Annotated in this window: 17 protein-coding genes; 15 read left to right on the forward strand and 2 right to left on the reverse strand. The window is 70.3% G+C overall.

The features are described 5' to 3' along the window. The coding region (locus B4V06_RS16455; RefSeq protein ID WP_498170654.1) for an RNA-guided endonuclease TnpB family protein at positions 1 to 664 on the forward strand (664 nt) is incomplete at its 5' end. A 181-nt stretch (positions 665 to 845) separates the two neighbouring features. Here the strand turns inward: B4V06_RS16455 and B4V06_RS16460 are convergent. Further along, positions 846 to 2,027: a PGF-CTERM-anchored ABC transporter substrate-binding protein gene (locus B4V06_RS16460; RefSeq protein ID WP_498170656.1), complete on the reverse strand. Its 1,182-nt coding sequence runs from the start codon at positions 2,025 to 2,027 to the stop codon at positions 846 to 848. Positions 2,028 to 2,089: 62 nt separating this feature from the next. Here B4V06_RS16460 and btuC point away from each other — a divergent pair, with 62 nt between their 5' ends. The 14 genes from btuC to B4V06_RS16530 all read left to right on the forward strand — a co-directional run bounded on the left by btuC (position 2,090) and on the right by B4V06_RS16530 (position 17,256). After that, on the forward strand, positions 2,090 to 3,256 hold the full coding sequence (gene btuC / locus B4V06_RS16465) for a vitamin B12 ABC transporter permease BtuC (protein WP_123114456.1): 1,167 nt from the start codon (positions 2,090 to 2,092) through the stop codon (positions 3,254 to 3,256). Further along, positions 3,253 to 4,569: an ATP-binding cassette domain-containing protein gene (locus tag B4V06_RS16470; RefSeq protein ID WP_123114455.1), complete on the forward strand. Its 1,317-nt coding sequence runs from the start codon at positions 3,253 to 3,255 to the stop codon at positions 4,567 to 4,569. Before btuC ends, B4V06_RS16470 begins: the two co-directional genes overlap by 4 nt. A gap of 387 nt (positions 4,570 to 4,956) precedes the next feature. Beyond that, positions 4,957 to 5,952, forward strand: a complete 996-nt coding sequence (locus B4V06_RS16475) for a substrate-binding domain-containing protein (protein WP_123114454.1) — start codon at positions 4,957 to 4,959, stop codon at positions 5,950 to 5,952. Position 5,953: 1 nt separating this feature from the next. Beyond that, positions 5,954 to 6,760: an ABC transporter permease gene (locus B4V06_RS16480; protein ID WP_123114453.1), complete on the forward strand. Its 807-nt coding sequence runs from the start codon at positions 5,954 to 5,956 to the stop codon at positions 6,758 to 6,760. A 7-nt stretch (positions 6,761 to 6,767) separates the two neighbouring features. Next, a complete protein-coding gene (locus B4V06_RS16485; protein WP_255212578.1) occupies positions 6,768 to 7,550 on the forward strand; it encodes an ABC transporter ATP-binding protein in 783 nt (260 codons plus the stop codon). 324 nt (positions 7,551 to 7,874) lie between these two features. After that, on the forward strand, positions 7,875 to 9,056 hold the full coding sequence (locus tag B4V06_RS16490; protein WP_123114451.1) for a LeuA family protein: 1,182 nt from the start codon (positions 7,875 to 7,877) through the stop codon (positions 9,054 to 9,056). A gap of 355 nt (positions 9,057 to 9,411) precedes the next feature. Continuing rightward, on the forward strand, positions 9,412 to 11,226 hold the full coding sequence (gene ilvB / locus B4V06_RS16495; RefSeq protein ID WP_123114450.1) for a biosynthetic-type acetolactate synthase large subunit: 1,815 nt from the start codon (positions 9,412 to 9,414) through the stop codon (positions 11,224 to 11,226). Next, positions 11,223 to 11,936, forward strand: a complete 714-nt coding sequence (gene ilvN, locus B4V06_RS16500) for an acetolactate synthase small subunit (RefSeq protein ID WP_123114449.1) — start codon at positions 11,223 to 11,225, stop codon at positions 11,934 to 11,936. Before ilvB ends, ilvN begins: the two co-directional genes overlap by 4 nt. A 24-nt stretch (positions 11,937 to 11,960) precedes the next feature. Next, entirely contained in the window at positions 11,961 to 13,019 is a 1,059-nt protein-coding gene (gene ilvC, locus B4V06_RS16505) for a ketol-acid reductoisomerase (protein WP_123114448.1), read from the forward strand. A gap of 61 nt (positions 13,020 to 13,080) precedes the next feature. Then, positions 13,081 to 14,502 (forward strand): 3-isopropylmalate dehydratase large subunit, encoded by a 1,422-nt coding sequence (leuC, locus tag B4V06_RS16510; RefSeq protein WP_123114447.1) that lies wholly within the window; start codon positions 13,081 to 13,083, stop codon positions 14,500 to 14,502. After that, on the forward strand, positions 14,499 to 15,155 hold the full coding sequence (gene leuD / locus B4V06_RS16515; protein ID WP_123114446.1) for a 3-isopropylmalate dehydratase small subunit: 657 nt from the start codon (positions 14,499 to 14,501) through the stop codon (positions 15,153 to 15,155). Before leuC ends, leuD begins: the two co-directional genes overlap by 4 nt. Then, on the forward strand, positions 15,152 to 16,150 hold the full coding sequence (locus B4V06_RS16520; RefSeq protein WP_123114445.1) for an isocitrate/isopropylmalate family dehydrogenase: 999 nt from the start codon (positions 15,152 to 15,154) through the stop codon (positions 16,148 to 16,150). Before leuD ends, B4V06_RS16520 begins: the two co-directional genes overlap by 4 nt. 88 nt (positions 16,151 to 16,238) lie before the next feature. After that, positions 16,239 to 16,613, forward strand: a complete 375-nt coding sequence (locus B4V06_RS16525; RefSeq protein WP_123114444.1) for a DUF555 domain-containing protein — start codon at positions 16,239 to 16,241, stop codon at positions 16,611 to 16,613. Positions 16,614 to 16,716: 103 nt separating this feature from the next. Then, positions 16,717 to 17,256 carry a CBS domain-containing protein gene (locus B4V06_RS16530; RefSeq protein WP_123114443.1) on the forward strand — a complete coding sequence of 180 codons (540 nt, stop codon included), beginning with the start codon at positions 16,717 to 16,719 and terminating at the stop codon, positions 17,254 to 17,256. Positions 17,257 to 17,260: 4 nt separating this feature from the next. Here the strand turns inward: B4V06_RS16530 and B4V06_RS16535 are convergent, their stop codons facing one another. Then, positions 17,261 to 17,497 carry a DUF8595 family protein gene (locus B4V06_RS16535; protein WP_498170658.1) on the reverse strand — a complete coding sequence of 79 codons (237 nt, stop codon included), beginning with the start codon at positions 17,495 to 17,497 and terminating at the stop codon, positions 17,261 to 17,263. Positions 17,498 to 17,513 lie beyond the last annotated feature (16 nt).

The raw sequence follows: 17,513 nt of genomic DNA on the forward strand, positions 1-17,513 counted from the left end.
CAACTTCGCCGCCGTCTCGTTCGGCGGTGAAGCGGTGTTGTATCCCGGTGGCGCACTCAAAGAGGACGAATACTACTTCACGAAGAAGAAGGCTAAGTGCGACGATTCCTCGTCTCGTGAGGCAGCCCGTCTTGACCGCAAGCGGAGGGGTCGCCGGACACACTTCTTGCACGCACTCTCGAAAGCGATTGTCGAGGAGTGCGTTGAACGAGGTGTTGGAACGCTTGTCGTTGGCGACCTCGGCGGGATCCGAGAGGGCGACGAGAACGGCGAGTCTCGAAACTGGGGCGACCACGGGAACCTCGACTTACACGGCTGGGCGTTCGACCGCTTCGCGACGCTGCTCGACTACAAGGCAGAAGCCGAAGGCATCGACGTGGAGTTGGTGTCGGAGTGCGATACGTCGAAGTCCTGTTCGGCGTGCGGCCACACAGACGATAACCAACGGGTCGAACGTGGCTTGTACGTGTGCGAGGAGTGCGGCACGGTTGCGAACGCGGACGTAAACGGTGCGGAGAATATTCGACAAAAGGTACTCCCGAGTCTCGCCACGGATGGCGGCGATAGGGATAACGGCTGGTTGGCACAGCCAGCGGTTCACCTGTTCGACCGTAGTGAGGGCCGTTTCGCCCCACGAGAACAGGTCGTGAACCGCGAACCATAATATCCCAACTCAGCGGTGCGGTACCGTGGGATTCCCGCGTCTTCAGGCGCGGGAGGATGTCAAGCGGGCGGTAGACTCCGCCCGGACCGCGCGGCGGGATTCGTCTCCGATCGGCCACCGCACGATCGGTCGGCAGTCAGCACGCAGTCGGCGTCACTGCGGTCAGCGCCGCCGCGCGCGATCAACGCCGTCGTGCAATCAGCGCCGTCGCGATCGCGGCGATCAGCGCCGCGACGACGCCGAACCCGGGCGCCGAGTCACCGGTCGATCCCTCACCGGTCGACCCGTCGCTCCCGTCCTCCGTCGATCCGTCGTCGCCGTCGCTCGTGGTGTCTCCGTCGCCGCCGTCGTCTCCGTCGGCGCTCTCGTCCTCACCGTCGGTCGCGCCGTCGCTCTCGGTCTGGAGCTCCTCGACGGCGGTCGAGAGCGTGGTCGTGGACTCGATCACGCTGCGCGGCGCGGGCTGGTTGAGGTAGTTGACGTTCATCACGACGTAGTTCCCCTCCGTCCCGGCGGTCGTGCTCGCGTACGGCTCCTCCTCTAAAATCACCGCGTCGGGGGTCGTCACGAGGATCAGTTCGGGGTCGGTCTGGAGGATGACCTCGTTGGAGAGCTGCGGGTAGCCGTCGCCCTCGGCGGCCGCGACGTTGGTCACGCCGCCGGCTTCCATGATGGAGTTGATGAACGTGTTGCCCGCGGCGACGTAGCCGTCGCCGAGCGGGTACAGCGCGTTCGGCCGGTCGAGGCCGGCGGTCCGGTTCTCGGCGGCCGCGACGGCCTCGTTCATCTCCGCGTTCGTCTCGGCGGCGGCCTCGCAGTTGCCGACGAGCCGCCCGGTCGTCTCCGTCTTCTCCGCGATGGCCTCGATCGAGGTCGCCTCGGCGTAGTGGTACACAGTGAGGTTCTGGGCGCGGAGGGTCTCGGCCGTGCTCGCCGAGGAGGCGTTCGGGACGAGCACGAGGTCCGGCTCGGTGTCCACGACGCGCTCGACGCTGACGCCGAAGCCCTCGGCCGAGACGTTCTCGCGCTCGCTCGCCCCGTCGAGGTACGCGGCGTACTGGGTCACGCCGACGACGCGGTCGCGGGCGCCGATCTCCCAGAGCGTCTGGGCGGCCGACGGGTTCGTCGTCGTGATCCGCTCGGGCCGCTCGTCGAGCGTGATCGTCGTCCCCGTCGCGTCCGTGATCTCCAGCGGGAACTCGCACGCGGCGTCCGTCTGCTGGGCGCCCGGCCCGTCGGTCGAGTGGTCGATCGTCGGCGACGCCGTCGTCGTCGGCTGTGCGCCCGCGGCCGGGCCCGCGACGCCGCCCACCAAGGCGGTCGTCACGAGCAGGGCCATCGCGATGACGTACCTGTGTCGCATCGGATCGATGAGACGCCTCGTCCAATAAGTATTTACCTACTACAAGTTTTGTTGGAGAACGAATGAGTGCCTGGAGGCGGGCGTCGGTCTGGTCGGCGGGCCTAGCGGCCGCGCTGGGCGTCGTGATAACGGTGAGCGCCGCGATCGGCCCCGCGCCCATCTCCCCCGCGGAGACGGTGAAGGCCGTGTTGAACGCGATCGTCGTGCCGGCCGGGATCGAGACGACGGCCGCCGGGATCGGTACCCTACGGCTCCCCGGCGTGGGCCCGCTGACGCTGCCCGGCGTCGACCTCGCGTACGCCTCGCCGTTCGCGTACCCGGTCGACGACGTCCACGCGCGGATCGTTGTCGGGGTCCGGCTCCCCCGCATCTTGATGGCCGCGCTGGTCGGCTTCGCGCTCGCGGCGGCCGGCACCGTCATGCAGGGGTTCTTCCGGAACCCGATGGCGGACCCGTCGATCATCGGCGTCTCCTCCGGCGCGGCGGTCGGCGCCGTCGCCTTCATCGTCTTCCCGACGGCGCTGTCGGCGACCGTGACGCTCCCACTGATCGGCGCGGTCGACGTGGGGCTCTCGTACGGCGCGGGCGTCAGCCTCTTCGCGTTCGTCGGAGCCCTCGCGGCCGCCTTCGGCGTGTACGCCATCGCGACCCGTCACGGGCGGACGCCGGTGGCGACCCTGCTGCTCGCCGGCGTCGCGGTCCAGACGTTCCTCGGCGCGGTCATCTCGTACCTCCAGCTGCAGGCCGGCGAGTCGCTCCGGCGGATCGTCGCGTGGCTGATGGGCCACCTCTCCGGCGCGTCGTGGAGCGAGGTCGCCGCGACGGCGGTCGTGGTGCCGCCGCTGTTCGTCCTCCTCTTAGTGTACGCCCGCGACCTCAACGTCCTCCTCCTCGGCGAGGAGGAGGCGCGCGGGCTCGGCATCGCGGTCGAGCGCACCAAGCGGATCCTGCTGGGCGCCTCCGCGCTGATCACGGCCGCGGGCGTCGCCTTCGCCGGCGTCATCGGCTTCGTCGGGCTGATCGTCCCGCACATGCTCCGGCTGGTCGTGGGCCCCGACCACCGGGTGCTGCTGCCGACCGCGGCGCTCGCGGGCGGGTCGTTCCTCGTCGCCGCCGACACGGTCGCCCGCGCCGGGAGCACGGAGCTGCCGGTCGGCATCGTCACCGCCGCGGTCGGCGCGCCCTTCTTCATCTACCTGCTCTCGAACCGGGAGGTGCACGAGCTGTGAGCGCCGACGAGCGCGCGGAGGGGAACGAGGGCGAAGCGAGCGACGGCCCGTCGGCAACCGACGCCGGCGGCGGCCCCCTCGTCGGAGTCACCGACCTGACCGTGTCGTTCGGCGACGTGCCCGTCGTCGCCGGCGTCGACCTCCGGGTCGAGCGCGGCGAGTTAGTCGGGCTCGTCGGCCCGAACGGCGCCGGGAAGACGACGGTGCTCCGGGCGATCAAGGGAACGCTCGCGCCCGACTCGGGGGAGGTCCGGCTGGACGGGACCGCCGCCGCCGACCTCTCCGCGCGCGAGGCCGGCCGCCGGGTCGCCAGCGTCCCGCAGGACACGAGCCTCGCGTTCGACTTCCGGGTGCGCCACGTGGTGGAGATGGGACGGACCCCGCACCTCGGGCGGTTCGACGGGCACGGCGCCGACGACGACCGGGCGGTGCGAGAGGCGATGGACGCGGCCGGCGTGGCGCGCTTCGCCGACCGATCGATCGCGGAGGTCTCGGGCGGGGAGCGTCAGCGCGTCCTGCTCGCGCGAGCGCTGGCGCAGGGGACTCCGGCGCTGCTGCTCGACGAGCCGACCGCGAGCCTCGACGCGAACCACGCCGTGCGCACCCTCGAACTCGTCCGCGACCTCGTCGACGACGGGCGCGGCGCGCTCGCGGCGATCCACGACCTCGACGTGGCGGCCCGGTACTGCGACCGGATCGTCGTCCTCGCGAACGGCGGCGTCCACGCCGCCGGGCCGCCCGGCGAGGTCCTGACCGCCGACGCGCTGCGAGCGGCCTTCAACGCCGAGGCGTTCGTCGGGCGCAACCCCGCGACCGGGACGCCCGCGGTCACCGCCTTCGACGCGGTCGGTGCGGCCGGCACGTCGGGCGCGACCAACGAGCGCGACGCGGACCGCGACGAGACCGGGCCGCGACGCCTCCACGTCGTCGGGTCCGGGCGGGACGCCGCCCGGGTCATCGCGCGCCTCGCGGCCGCGGGCCACGAGCTCTCGGTCGGCGTGGTGCCCGAGGGCGACGCCGCCGCCGAGACGGCCCGCGACGCCGGCGCCGAAATCGTCGCCGCGCCCGCGTTCGAACCGGTGGGAGCGGAGGCCCGGGAGGCCGCGGTCGCGCTCGCGAGCGACGCCGACGCGGCGATCGCGGTCGGCGGCGGAGCGGGCGGCGACGGAACGCGGGTCGAAGGGGACCGGGCCGACCCGAACGCGGCGGTCCTCGCGGCCGCCGACCGGGCGATCGAGATCGACCGCGACGTCGACGACGCCGACCTGCTCGACGCGGTTCGTGACCCGGGCGGCGACCTCGACTCGACATAACTCGACCGCGTCGGCGGCCCCTCGCGACCCGACTCTCGGCGGGCGGTGAGCCGTTCGGCTATCGAGACGGCGTCGCCGCGGATCGGTTTATAAATGCGACCGTCCGATCGCCGCGCGTCGCGCTCTCGTCGCCGGGCCGTCGCGCGTCGGTCGGATACCACCTGACGGCAATCGACTCCGGTATCGGACACGGCGGGCGCTCGGCGGTTCAGCGGGGCCGAGCCGAGTGATCGGGACAGATCGACGCTACACGACCTGAACCGCCGGGTTCGTCCCTGTGTTCGTCTCTCACGGCGCACAATTGATTACTGTTAAACATCATAGCTGCAGATAAATATTCTTTATAAGCATATGCCCTTATGAATGGCACCGGTACGAGGTGGTACGATGGAACGAAGACAGTTCCTGCGCGGCACCGGCGCGACGATCGGCGGCTCGCTGCTCGCCGGCTGCGCCGGGAGCGACGGACGCACCGTGACGGTCGACTACGCCTACTACAACCCGGTCAGCCTCGTCCTGCGCGAGAAGGGGTGGCTGGCGGAGGCGTTCGCGGAGACGGACGTCGACGTGGAGTGGGTGCTGAGCCTCGGCAGCAACCAGGCCAACGAGTACTCGCAGGGCGGGGAGGCGGAGGTCGCCTCGACCGCCGGGATCGCGGCGCTGATGGCGCGGTCGAACGGCGTGCCAATCACGACGCCGTACGTCTACTCCGAGCCCGAGTGGACCGCGCTCGTCACGTTCGCGGAGACGGGGATCGAGTCGGTCGCCGACCTGGAGGGCAAGCGCGTCGCCGCCACCCGCGGCACCGACCCGTACTTCTTTTTGCTGCAGGCGCTCGACGACGCCGGCCTGAGCGAGGACGACGTCGAGGTCGTCCACCTCCAACACCCCGAGGGGCAGTCGGCGCTGGTGGGGGGCGACGTCGACGCGTGGGCCGGGCTCGACCCCCACATGGCCGAGCTGGAGCTGGAACACGACGGCGCGGAGCTGTTCTTCCGCGAGCCCGCGTACAACACCTACGGCTTCCTCAATTTCCTCGACGGCTTCCTCGCGGATCACCCGGAGGACGCCCGACGCGTCCTCGAGACCTACGAGCGCGGCCGCAGGTGGGCGATCGACAACCCCGAGGCGACCGCGGGGATCCTCGCGAGCGAGTCGGAGATGTCCGAGGCGGTGGCCGAGCGCGTGTTCACGAAGCGGACCGACCTCTCGGAGCCGATTCCGGGCGACCCGCACCGCGACCTGCTCGCCGACCTCGCGCCCATCCTAGAGCGCGAGGGACTCGTCACCGACGACGCCGACCCCGCGGGGAGTATCGACGACCTGCTCGACCCGGAGTTCGCGAGCGAGACCGTGAGCGACGCCGGTTCCGGAGGCGAGTGAGATGGCGACGACGCGAGAGACGGGACGGGCGAGCGCCGACGCCGCCGCCGAGACCCTCCCCGACGCCGACCGGTTCCGGTGGCTGATCGGGTTCGTCGTGCCCGCGGCGATCGTCGTCGCCTGGCACCTGCTGGTCGCGACCGGCGTCTTCGCCGCCCACCAGCTCCCGGCGCCGCTGCGGGTGGTCGAGACGCTCTACGGGCTCGGCGCCTCGGGCGAGCTGTGGGGCCACGTCGCGATCACGGTCCAGCGCGTGTTCCTCGGGGTGCTCCTCGGCGCGAGCGTCGGGATCGCTCTCGGAACGCTCACCGGACTCTCCGAGCTTGCCGCCGACCTGCTCGATCCGCTGCTCCAGAGTCTCAAGAACATCCCCTCGCTGGCGTGGGTGCCGCTGTTCCTGCTGTGGTTCGGGATCGGCGAGGGCGCGAAGGTGCTGCTGATCGCCGTCGGCGCCTTCTTCCCGGTGTACCTCAACCTCTCGGCGGGGATCGGCGAGGTGAGCGAGGACCTGCTGGAGGTGGCCGAGGTGTACGACCTCGGCCGGATCGAGTCGCTCCGACGGGTGGTGTTCCCGGCGGCGGTACCGAGTCTGCTCGTCGGGATCCGCGGCGGCGTCGGACTGGCGTGGATGTTCGTCGTGGCCGCGGAGCTGATCGCGGCCAGCGAGGGGATCGGGTTCCTGCTGAGCGACGGTCGCGTGCTCGCGCGGCCGGACATCATCGTCGGTTCGATCCTGCTTTTCGCCTTCCTCGGGAACCTCTCGGACCTGGCCGTCAAGGAGGTGGAGAACCGTGTCGTCGGTCGGTGAGGGAGCGATCCCGGACGGCGACGCGAGCGAGGAGAGGCCGGAGTCGACGACCGACCCGTCGCTCGCGGTGCGCGGGCTCACCAAGCGCTACGGCGAGACGGTCGCGCTCGACGGCGTCGACCTCGCGGTCGACGAGGGGGAGTTCGTGGCGGTCGTCGGCCCCTCCGGCTGCGGGAAGTCGACGCTGCTGCGCGTGCTCTCCGGGCTGGAGGAGCGCTTCGAGGGCGAGGCCGCGGTCGGCGGGACCGACGTGCGGAGGGCCGGCAGCGACCACGTCGGGATGGTGTTCCAGGAGCCGCGGCTCCTCGCGTGGGCCGACGTCCGGGAGAACGTCGCGATCGGGCTCCCGGCGGACGTCGACCGCGACGACCCCGCCGCCAGCGACCGCGTTGACGACCTGATCGAGACGGTGGGGCTCGACGGGTTCGCGGAGAGCCGCCCGGGCGAGCTCTCCGGGGGGATGGCCCAGCGGGTCTCGCTGGCGCGGGGGCTCGCCTACGATCCGGAGGTGTTGCTGCTCGACGAGCCGTTCTCGGCGCTCGACCGGCTGACGAAGTACGAGCAGCAGGACCACCTGCTCGACGTATGGGCGGAGCGGGGAACCACGGTCGCGCTGGTGACGCACGACGTCGAGGAGGCCGCCTACCTCGCCGACCGCGTGGTCGTCCTCGGCGGTCAGCCCGGGACGGTCGAGGCGGTGATCGACGTCGACGCCGACCGCCCCCGCGACCGGACCGACGGGGGACTGCTGGCGGCGCGCCGCGAGATCACCGACGCGCTCGGGCTCTGAGCCGGACGGACCTGACCGCATCGAGCCGACTCGGACCGGGTTCGCCTCCGCTCGCGCGCCCCGGCCGCGGCCGAAACGAAACGAACGTCGATACCCCTTATTAACCGGGTTCCGAAATCACAGTCCCAGATCGCGCCGGGACGAATATAAATAATATAAGGAGTACCCACGACGTTGGTGTCGTGCGGTTTTCCGCCGACCGCGATCCCCGCAGCCCTGTCGCCGCGGAGTCGTTTTTGCGAACGGCACAAGCGTTAAGTTCTCCACCGTACTGTCGTGAACCGATGACAGACATCACGGAGGCTTCGTCGGACACCCCGGCGGATCGAGTTCTTCCAGGGCACGATAGCTTCTAACATCGAAATCGGTCCTGTACGGATCTTCGACACGACGTTACGAGACGGAGAACAGTCACCACGGACGTCGTTCAGCTATGACGAGAAACGCCGCATAGCGGCGACGCTGGACGACATGAACACCCACGTCATCGAGGCTGGGTTCCCGGTGAACTCGGACGCGGAGTTCGAGGCCGTGAGCGACATCGCCGCCGCGACGGACACCACCGTCTGCGGGCTGGCGCGGGTCGTCGAGGGCGACATCGACGCCGCGATCGACTCCGGCGTCGAGATGGTCCACGTGTTCGTCTCCACCAGCGACGTGCAGCTGGAGGACTCGATGCACGCGACCAGAGCCGAGGCGAAGGAACGCGCGGTCGACGCCGTCGAGCAGGTGAAAGACGCCGGCGTCGAGTGCATGTTCTCGCCGATGGACGCCACCCGGACGGACCCGGACTACCTGACGGAGATCGTCGAGGCGGTCTCGGACGCCGGCACGGACTGGATCAACATCCCGGACACGTGCGGCGTGGCGATGCCGACGAGCTTCGGGAAGACGGTGAAGGCCGTCGTCGAGGCGACCGACGCCCGCGTCGACGTGCACACGCACGACGACTTCGGGATGGCCGCGGCGAACGCCGTCACCGGCTTCGAGAACGGCGCCGAGCAGGCGCAGGTGTCGGTCAACGGGATCGGCGAGCGCGCCGGCAACGCCGCCTACGAGGAGGTCGTGATGGCCGTCGAGTCGGTGTACGGCGTCGACACCGGCATCGACACGACCCAGATCACCAAGCTGGCGCGGATCGTCGAGGAGGCGTCCGACATCCCCGTGCCCGCGAACAAGCCCGTCACCGGGCGCAACGCGTTCGCGCACGAGTCGGGCATCCACGCGGCCGGCGTCATCGAGAACGCCGACACGTTCGAGACCGGCGTGATGACCCCCGAGATGGTGGGGGCCGAACGGGAGTTCGTGCTCGGGAAACACACCGGCACCCACAGCGTGCGCAAGCACCTGGTGGAGGCCGGCTTCGACCCGAGCGACGGAGAGGTCCGGCGCATCACCAAACGCGTCAAGGAGTACGGCTCCGGCAAGCGGCAGGTGACCGCCGGCGACGTCGAGCGCTTCGCCGAGGAGGCGGGCATCGACCGCGAGGAGGAGGTCCGGGTCTGATGGCCGCCCCCCTGACCGGGGAGCCCGCCGAGCGACCGCCGTCAGCGTCGACGGCGGCGCTCGCGGTCCCGTTCGTCGCGGGCCGATCGACCGGATCGGCGTCCCGACAGGGATTTATATCGCGGCTCCGTTGGTCAGGGCGAGATGCGACGGCACACCGCGGTCCCGACGACAGCCGACGTCGCCGGAGCCGTCGCGCCGATTATTGTAGGGGTATAAGCCCCTACACTACCCCTTCCTCACCGACCCGACGTACCGACGAACGCCAGCGGACGGGCGGCCGTCCGCCCGCGGTTCCGGCGTTCGGACCGAACTTCGACGCGTACGAGATGCCACACCGAACACCACCACGACAATGAGCGACACAGCAGCACACCCACGAGAGGACGACCCCGAGGGCGCCGAAGAGCCGGCGGAGGGAGCCGACGACGCCCCCGCCGCCGACCCCGACGAGACGCCCGCCGCGGGGGCGGTCTCGACCGGCGCGGAGTCGGTCGTCGCCGCCCTCGAGGCGGCCGGCGCGGAGACCGCCTTCGGCGTCCAGGGCGGCGCGATCATGCCCGTCTACGACGCCTTGTACAGTTCGTCGATCGACCACGTCACCATGGCCCACGAGCAGGGCGCCGTCCACGCCGCCGACGCGTACGGCGTCGTGTCCGGCGAACCGGGGCTCTGCCTCGCGACGTCCGGCCCCGGGGCGACGAACCTCGTCACCGGGATCGCCGACGCCGACATGGACTCCGACGCGATGCTCGCGTTGACCGGGCAGGTGCCGACCGAGTTCGTCGGCAACGACGCGTTCCAGGAGACCGACACCATCGGCGTCACGCGACCGATCACGAAACACAACTACTTCGCGGGCGGCGCCGACACCGTCGGCGACACCGTCGGCGAGGCGTTCGAGCTGTCGCGGGCCGGTCGCCCGGGACCGACGCTCGTCGACCTCCCGAAGGACGTCACGCAGGACGAGACCGACGAGACGCCGGGGCCGGCCGCACCGCCGGCCGGCACCGACCCCGACCCGAACGCCGACGCCGACGCGGTCGAGGCGGCCGCGCGGGCCATCGAGGAGGCCGAGCGCCCCCTCTGTCTGTTCGGCGGCGGCGTCATCAAGGCCGAGGCGAGCGACGCCGCGCGGACGTTCGCGCGGACGTACGGGATCCCGGTGACGACGACGATGCCGGGGATCGGCTCGTTCCCCGAGGACGACGAGCTCAGCCTCTCGTGGGCCGGGATGCACGGCACGGGCTACGCGAACATGGCGATCACCCACACCGACTGCCTGATCGCGGTCGGCACCCGATTCGACGACCGGCTCACCGGCGGCATCGACACGTTCGCCCCGGAGGCGGAGGTCGTTCACGTCGACATCGACCCGGCCGAGATCTCGAAGAACGTCTACGCGGACCACCCGCTGATCGGCGACGCGGAGCGCGTCCTCGACCAGCTGACCGCGGCGGTCCGCGAGGCGCCCGACGCCGAGGCGTGGCGCGAGCGGTGCGCAGAGTGGAAGGAGACGTACCCGCTCACCTACGCGACGCCCGAGGACGAGCCGCTGAAGCCGCAGTTCGTCGTCGAGGCGTTCGACGAGGCGACTGACGACGACACCATCGTGACGACCGGCGTGGGCCAACACCAGATGTGGGCCTCCCAGTTCTGGACGTACACGGAGCCCCGGACGTGGGTCTCCTCGCACGGCCTGGGCACGATGGGGTACGGCGTGCCCGCCGCGGTCGGCGCGCGCGTCGCCGCCGACAACATGGGCGAGCCCGACCGCGACGTGATCTGTTTCGACGGTGACGGCTCCTTCCTGATGACGATGCAGGAGCTCTCGGTGGCCGTCCGCGAGGACCTCGATATCACCTTCGCCGTGCTCAACAACGAGTACATCGGCATGGTGCGCCAGTGGCAGGACGCCTTCTACGAGGGGCGCCACATGGCCTCCGACTACACGTGGATGCCCGAGTTCGACAAGCTCGCCGAGGCGTTCGGCGCCCTCGGGCTCCGCGTCGACGACTACGACGAGGTCGCGCCGGCGGTCGAGGAGGCCCTCGACTACGACGGGCCCGCCGTGATCGACTTCCACGTCGACCCCGAGGAGAACGTCCTGCCGATGGTGCCGAGCGGGGGCGCGAACGGCAAGTTCGCCACCGCGGAGGACCAGCTATGAGCGGCGATTCGTCCGACTCCCGACCCGCGACCGACGGCGGCTCCGCCGCCGATGCCCCCGACGACGACTCCCGGCCCGCGCCGAGCGAGCAGCCCGGCCCCGAGGAGCGACCCCACCCGGAGGGGCGTCGGAACCTCGAGGGGATCCGGATCGACCCCGTCGTCGAGGCGGAACACGAGTCGCGGCGCGCCGTCATCTCGGCGCTCGTGGAGGACGAGCCGGGCGTGCTCGCGCGCGTCTCCGGGCTCGTCTCCCGCCGCCAGTTCAACATCGAGAGCCTCACCGTCGGCCCGACGACCGTCGAGGGCCACTCGCGGATCACGATGGTCGTCGAGGAGACGGACCCCGGCATCGACCAGATCGAAAAGCAGATGGCGAAGCTGAAACCGGTTATCTCCGTCGGCGAGGTGTCCGGCGACGCCGTCACGGCCGAGCTGGTCCTGCTGAAGGTCGAGGCCGACGACCCCGCCGCGGTCCACGCGGTCTGCGACATGTACGACGGCCGGACGCTCGACGCCGGGCCGCGGACGATCACCGTCCAGCTCACCGGCGACGAGGCGCGGATCGACGACGCGCTGGACGCGTTCCGCCAGTTCGGCATCATCGAGATCGCCCGGACGGGCCAGACCGCGCTCGCGCGCGGCGATACCCCGACGGCGCCCGGAGAGAAACCCGGAACGGCCGGTGAACCGACGACGCACGACAGCTGACGCAGTTCCAACACACGATACACAATGAGCGACAACGACATGCAGACGGTCGAATCCAACGTATATTACGACGAAGACGCGGACGGCGAAGCGATCGCCCAGAAGGTCGTGGCCGTCCTCGGCTACGGCTCGCAGGGGCACGCGCACGCCCAGAACCTGAACGAGAGCGGCGTCGACGTAATCGTCGGCCTGCGCGAGGACAGCTCCTCGCGGGAGGCCGCCGAGAGCGACGGGCTCGAGGTTGCGACGCCCGCCGAGGCCGCCGAAGCGGCCGACATCGTGAGCGTCCTCCTCCCCGACACGGTCCAGGCGGACGTCTACGAGGAGTCGATCGAACCGAACCTCGAGCCCGGCGACACGCTCCAGTTCGCGCACGGGTTCAACATCCACTACAACCAGATCCAGCCGCCCGAGGACGTCGACGTGACGATGATCGCGCCGAAGTCGCCGGGCCACATCGTCCGCCGGAACTACGAGAACGACCAGGGGACGCCGGGACTGCTGGCGGTGTACCAGGACGCCACGGGCGAGGCCCACGACGAGGCGCTCGCGTACGCGGCCGCCATCGGCTGTACCCGCGCCGGCGTCGTCGAGACGAGCTTCCGGGAGGAGACCGAGACCGACCTGTTCGGCGAGCAGGCCGTCCTCTGCGGCGGCATCGCCTCGCTGATCAAGCAGGGGTACGAGACGCTCGTCGAGGCGGGGTACTCCCCCGAGATGGCGTACTTCGAGTGCATGAACGAGATGAAGCTCATCGTCGACCTGATGTACGAGGGCGGGCTCGGCGCCATGTGGGACTCCGTCTCGCACACGGCGGAGTACGGCGGGCTCACCCGCGGCGACGAGATCATCGACGACCAGGTCCGCGCGAACATGGAGGAGGTGCTCGAGGGCGTTCAGAACGGCACCTTCGCCCGCGAGTGGATCTCCGAGAACCAGGCCGGGCGGCCGGCGTACACCCAGCTGCGTAACGCCGAGAAGAACCACGAGATCGAGGCCGTCGGCGAGGAGCTGCGCGGCCTGTTCGCGTGGCAGGAAGAGGGCGAGGAAGAGGAAGAAGAGTCGGCGGAGGTGACCGCGTGATGGGCGTACGCGGCGACGCGAACCGAGCCACTGTGACCGCGTCCCGCGCGGGTGATCCCCGATGAGCGAGGGGACTCTGTACGACAAGGTGTGGGACCGACACAAGGTGACGGAGCTGCCGACCGGACAGGACCAGCTGTTCGTCGGGCTCCACCTCGTCCACGAGGTCACCAGTCCGCAGGCGTTCGGGATGCTGCGGGAGCGCGGCCAGGAGGTCGCCTTCCCGGAGCGCACGCACGCGACGGTCGACCACATCGTACCGACCGGGAACCGCGACCGACCGTTCGAGGACGAGGCGGCCGAGACCATGATGTCGGAGCTCGAGGAGAACCTCCGGGGGTCCGGCATCAACTTCTCCGACCCCGACTCCGGCGACCAAGGCATCGTCCACGTCATCGGGCCGGAGCAGGGGCTCACGCAGCCCGGTATGACGATCGTCTGCGGCGACTCCCACACGTCGACGCACGGCGCGTTCGGCGCGCTGGCGTTCGGCATCGGCACCTCGCAGATCCGCGACGTGCTGGCGACGGGCTGCGTCGCCATGGAGAAACAGAAGGTCCGCCGGATCGAGGTCACGGGCGAGCTCGGCGAGGGCGTCACCGCGAAGGACATCATCCTGACGATCATCGGGAAGCTCGGGACCGACGGCGGCGTCGGACACGTCTACGAGTACGGCGGCGAGGCCATCGAGAACCTCGGCATGGAGGGACGGATGTCCATCTGTAACATGTCCATCGAGGGCGGCGCCCGCGCGGGGTACGTCAACCCCGACGAGACCACCTACGAGTGGCTCCGGGAGACGGACGCGTTCGAAGACGATCCCGAGGAGTTCGAGCGGCTGAAGCCCTACTGGGAGTCGATCCGGACCGACGACGACGCGGAGTACGACGACGTCGTCACCATCGACGGCTCGGCGATCGAGCCGACCGTGACGTGGGGGACCACGCCCGGACAGACCGCGGGCATCACGGAGCCGATCCCGGACCCGGACGATCTCCCCGAGGAGGACCGCGACACCGCGCGTCGCGCACAGAAGCACATGCGCGTCGAACCGGGCGACACGATGGAGGGCTACGACATCGACGTGGCGTTCCTGGGCTCGTGTACGAACGCGCGCCTGAAGGACCTCCGCGAGGCCGCGGCGTTCGTCGAGGGCCGCGAGGTCGACGACGACGTGCGCGCGATGGTCGTGCCCGGCAGTCAGCGCGTCCGCGACGCCGCAGAGGCGGAGGGGCTTGACGAGATATTCACCGAGGCGGGCTTCGACTGGCGCGAGCCCGGCTGCTCGATGTGTCTCGGGATGAACGACGACCAGCTCGAGGGCGACGAGGCGAGCGCGTCCTCCTCGAACCGGAACTTCGTCGGCCGGCAGGGGTCGAAGGAGGGCCGGACCGTGCTGATGAGTCCGATCATGGTCGCGGCCGCGGCGGTGACCGGCGAGGTCACCGACGTCCGCGAGATGGAGGAGGTGGCGACCGTATGAGCTCTCCCGAGTTCAGCGACGGCGAGGCGCCGGCCGAGAAGGTCACCGAGGTCTCAGGGACGGGAATCCCTGTCCGCGGGAACGACATCGACACCGATCAGATCATCCCGGCGCGGTTCCTGAAGGTCGTCACCTTCGACGGGCTGGGGCAGTTCGCCTTCTTCGACCAGCGGTTCGACGACGACGACAACGAGAAGGACCACCCGTTCAACGAGGAGCAGTACCAGGGCGCGAACGTCCTGGTAGTCAACGCCAACTTCGGCTGCGGCTCCTCGCGCGAGCACGCGCCGCAGGCGCTGATGCGCTGGGGGATCGACGCCGTCGTCGGCGAGTCGTTCGCGGAGATCTTCGCGGGCAACTGCCTCGCGCTCGGGATCCCCACGGTCACCGCCGACCAGGAGGATATCGAGGCGCTCCAGGACTACGTCGAGGCGAACCCGGACGCCGACGTCGACATCGACGTGGCCGCCGAGACGATCACGTACGGCGACACCGTGATCGACGCGACGGTCCACGACGCGCAGCGGAAGGCCCTCGTCGAGGGCGTCTGGGACACCACGGCGCTGATGGGCGCGAACGCGGGCGCCGTCCGCGAGACCGCCCGGTCGCTCCCCTACGTTCCGGAGGCGGACATCCCGGGGGACGGGGCGTGAGCCACGAGATCGCCGTCATCGAGGGCGACGGGATCGGCCGGGAGGTCGTCCCCGCGGCCCTCGAGGTGTTGGAGGCGTTCGACCTCGCCTTCGAGTTCGTCGCGGGCGAGGCCGGCGACGCGACGAAGGAGGCGACCGGCGAGGCGCTCCCGGCGGAGACGTACGAGCTCGCCGCGGGCGCGGACGCCACGCTGTTCGGCGCCGCGGGCGAGACCGCCGCCGACGTCATCCTCCCGCTGCGCGACGCCGTCGACTCGTTCGTCAACGTCCGGCCGGCGAAGGCGTACCCCGGCGTCGACGCGCTCCGCCCGGAGACGGACGTCGTCTTCCTCCGCGAGAACACCGAGGGCGTCTACTCGGGCCACGAGGACCGGCTCTCCGAGGACCTCTCGACGCTGACGCGAGTGGTCACCTCCTCCGCCTCCCGCGAGCTGGCGGAGTACGCCTGCGAGTTCGTCGAGGACGGTCGAGGGCCCGCCGGCGGCCCCGAGGACGGGTTCACCGTCGCGCACAAGGCGAACGTGATGCGCGAGACGGACGGGCGGTTCCGCGAGGAGATGCTCGCGGTCGCCGAGGAGCGCGGCGTCGACGCCGACGAGGAGCTGATGGACGCGTTCGCGACGAAGCTCCCGATGGACCCGACGCAGTACGGCGTGATCGTCTGCCCGAACCTCGCCGGCGACGTACTTTCGGACCTGGCGGCCGGGCTCGTGGGCGGGCTCGGCCTGCTCCCGTCGGCGAACGTCGGCCACGACAACGCCCTGTTCGAGCCGGTCCACGGGACCGCGCCCGACATCGCCGGCCAAGGGGTCGCGAACCCGACGGCGGCGATACTGTCGGCCGCGATGCTGTTGGAGTACCTCGGGTACGTCGAGGAGGGGCAGCGGGTGCGCGACGCCGTGGAGGGCGTGCTCTCCGACGGGCCCCGCACCGGCGACCTCGGCGGCGACGCGACGACCGACGAGGTCACCGCGGCGATCGTCGACCGGCTCTAGGCGCCGGACCGTTCCGCGAGAGAGGGCCTCGCACGGTGACCGCGGTCGAACCACAAGAAAGGAAACCCTGCGGCCCGTCCGTCCGGGTATGAGCAACTACGAAGTCGCGATGGAAGCCGCCTGGTTGGTCCGTGACGTCGAGGAGACCGACGACGCCATCGGCGTCGCGGTCAGCGAAGCCGGCAAGCGACTCAACGAGACGGACAAGCAGTACGTCGAGGTCGAGCCCGGCGTCACCGGCTGTCCGGCCTGCGGCGAGCCGTTCGACGCCGCGTTCCTCGCCGCGAACACGGCCTTGGTCGGGCTCCTCTTGGAGATCGACATCTTCAACGCCGACAGCGAGGAGCACGCGGAGCGGATCGCGAAGAGCGAGGTCGGCGGCGCGCTGCGAGACGTCCCCCTCGAGGTCATCGAGATCATCGAGACGGAGGGCGACGAGGACGACGACCGCGACGACGAGTGAGACGCGACGAGTGAGCGTGTCGCGGTCGAACGGGGCTCGCGACCGCCGCCGCGATATCGGTCGTCGCCGAAACCTTTTCTAATAACCCGGAGTTATTTGGGGTATGGAACTTCCGACGCCACAGGACCTCCGCGAGCGACGGACGACGCTGGAGCTGACGCAGAGCGAGCTGGCCGACGCGGCGGACGTCTCCCAGCCCCTGATCGCCCGGATCGAGGGCGGCGACGTCGACCCGCGGCTCTCGACGCTCCGGCGGATCGTCAACGCGCTCCACGAGGCGGAGGGCGAGGTCGTGCGCGCGAGCGACCTGATGAACGAGACGGTGATCAGCGTCGCGCCCGACGACGCGGTGCGCGAGGCGGTCGACCTGATGGAGGAGGAGGCGTACTCGCAGCTCCCGGTCCTCCAGAACGGGGTGCCCGTCGGCTCGATCAGTCAGGGCGACGTGGTCCACGCGGGCGAGAACGTCGGGGACCACCCCGTCAGCGAGGTGATGAGCGAGTCGTTCCCCACGGTCGCGCCGAGCGCGACCGTCGACGAGGTCCGGAACCTGCTGGACCACTACAAGGCCGTGATGGTCACCGACGGCGGCGAGACGGTCGGGATCATCACCGAGGCGGACATCGCCGCGCACCTCTCGTAGCTAGCTACTCGCTGCGCGTCGTCTCGTTCGTCTCCGTCTCCTCCCGGTTCGTCTCGTTCCGCTTCGGTTTCTCCCGCTCCGCCTCCCGCCGTTCCGAGAGATGCTCCCAGATCTCCGTACAGCCCGCCCCGTCCTCCACGTCAGCGAGGTGATCCGAGTCGTCGGCGTCTCCCTCGGGACCGGCGCTCGCGTCGCCGTCGGCGGCGACGTCCGACTCCGTGGGCTCGGATCGGTCTGCCATCGGCAGAATCTACGCC

It is taken from the genome of Halorubrum sp. B53 (assembly GCF_059752395.1).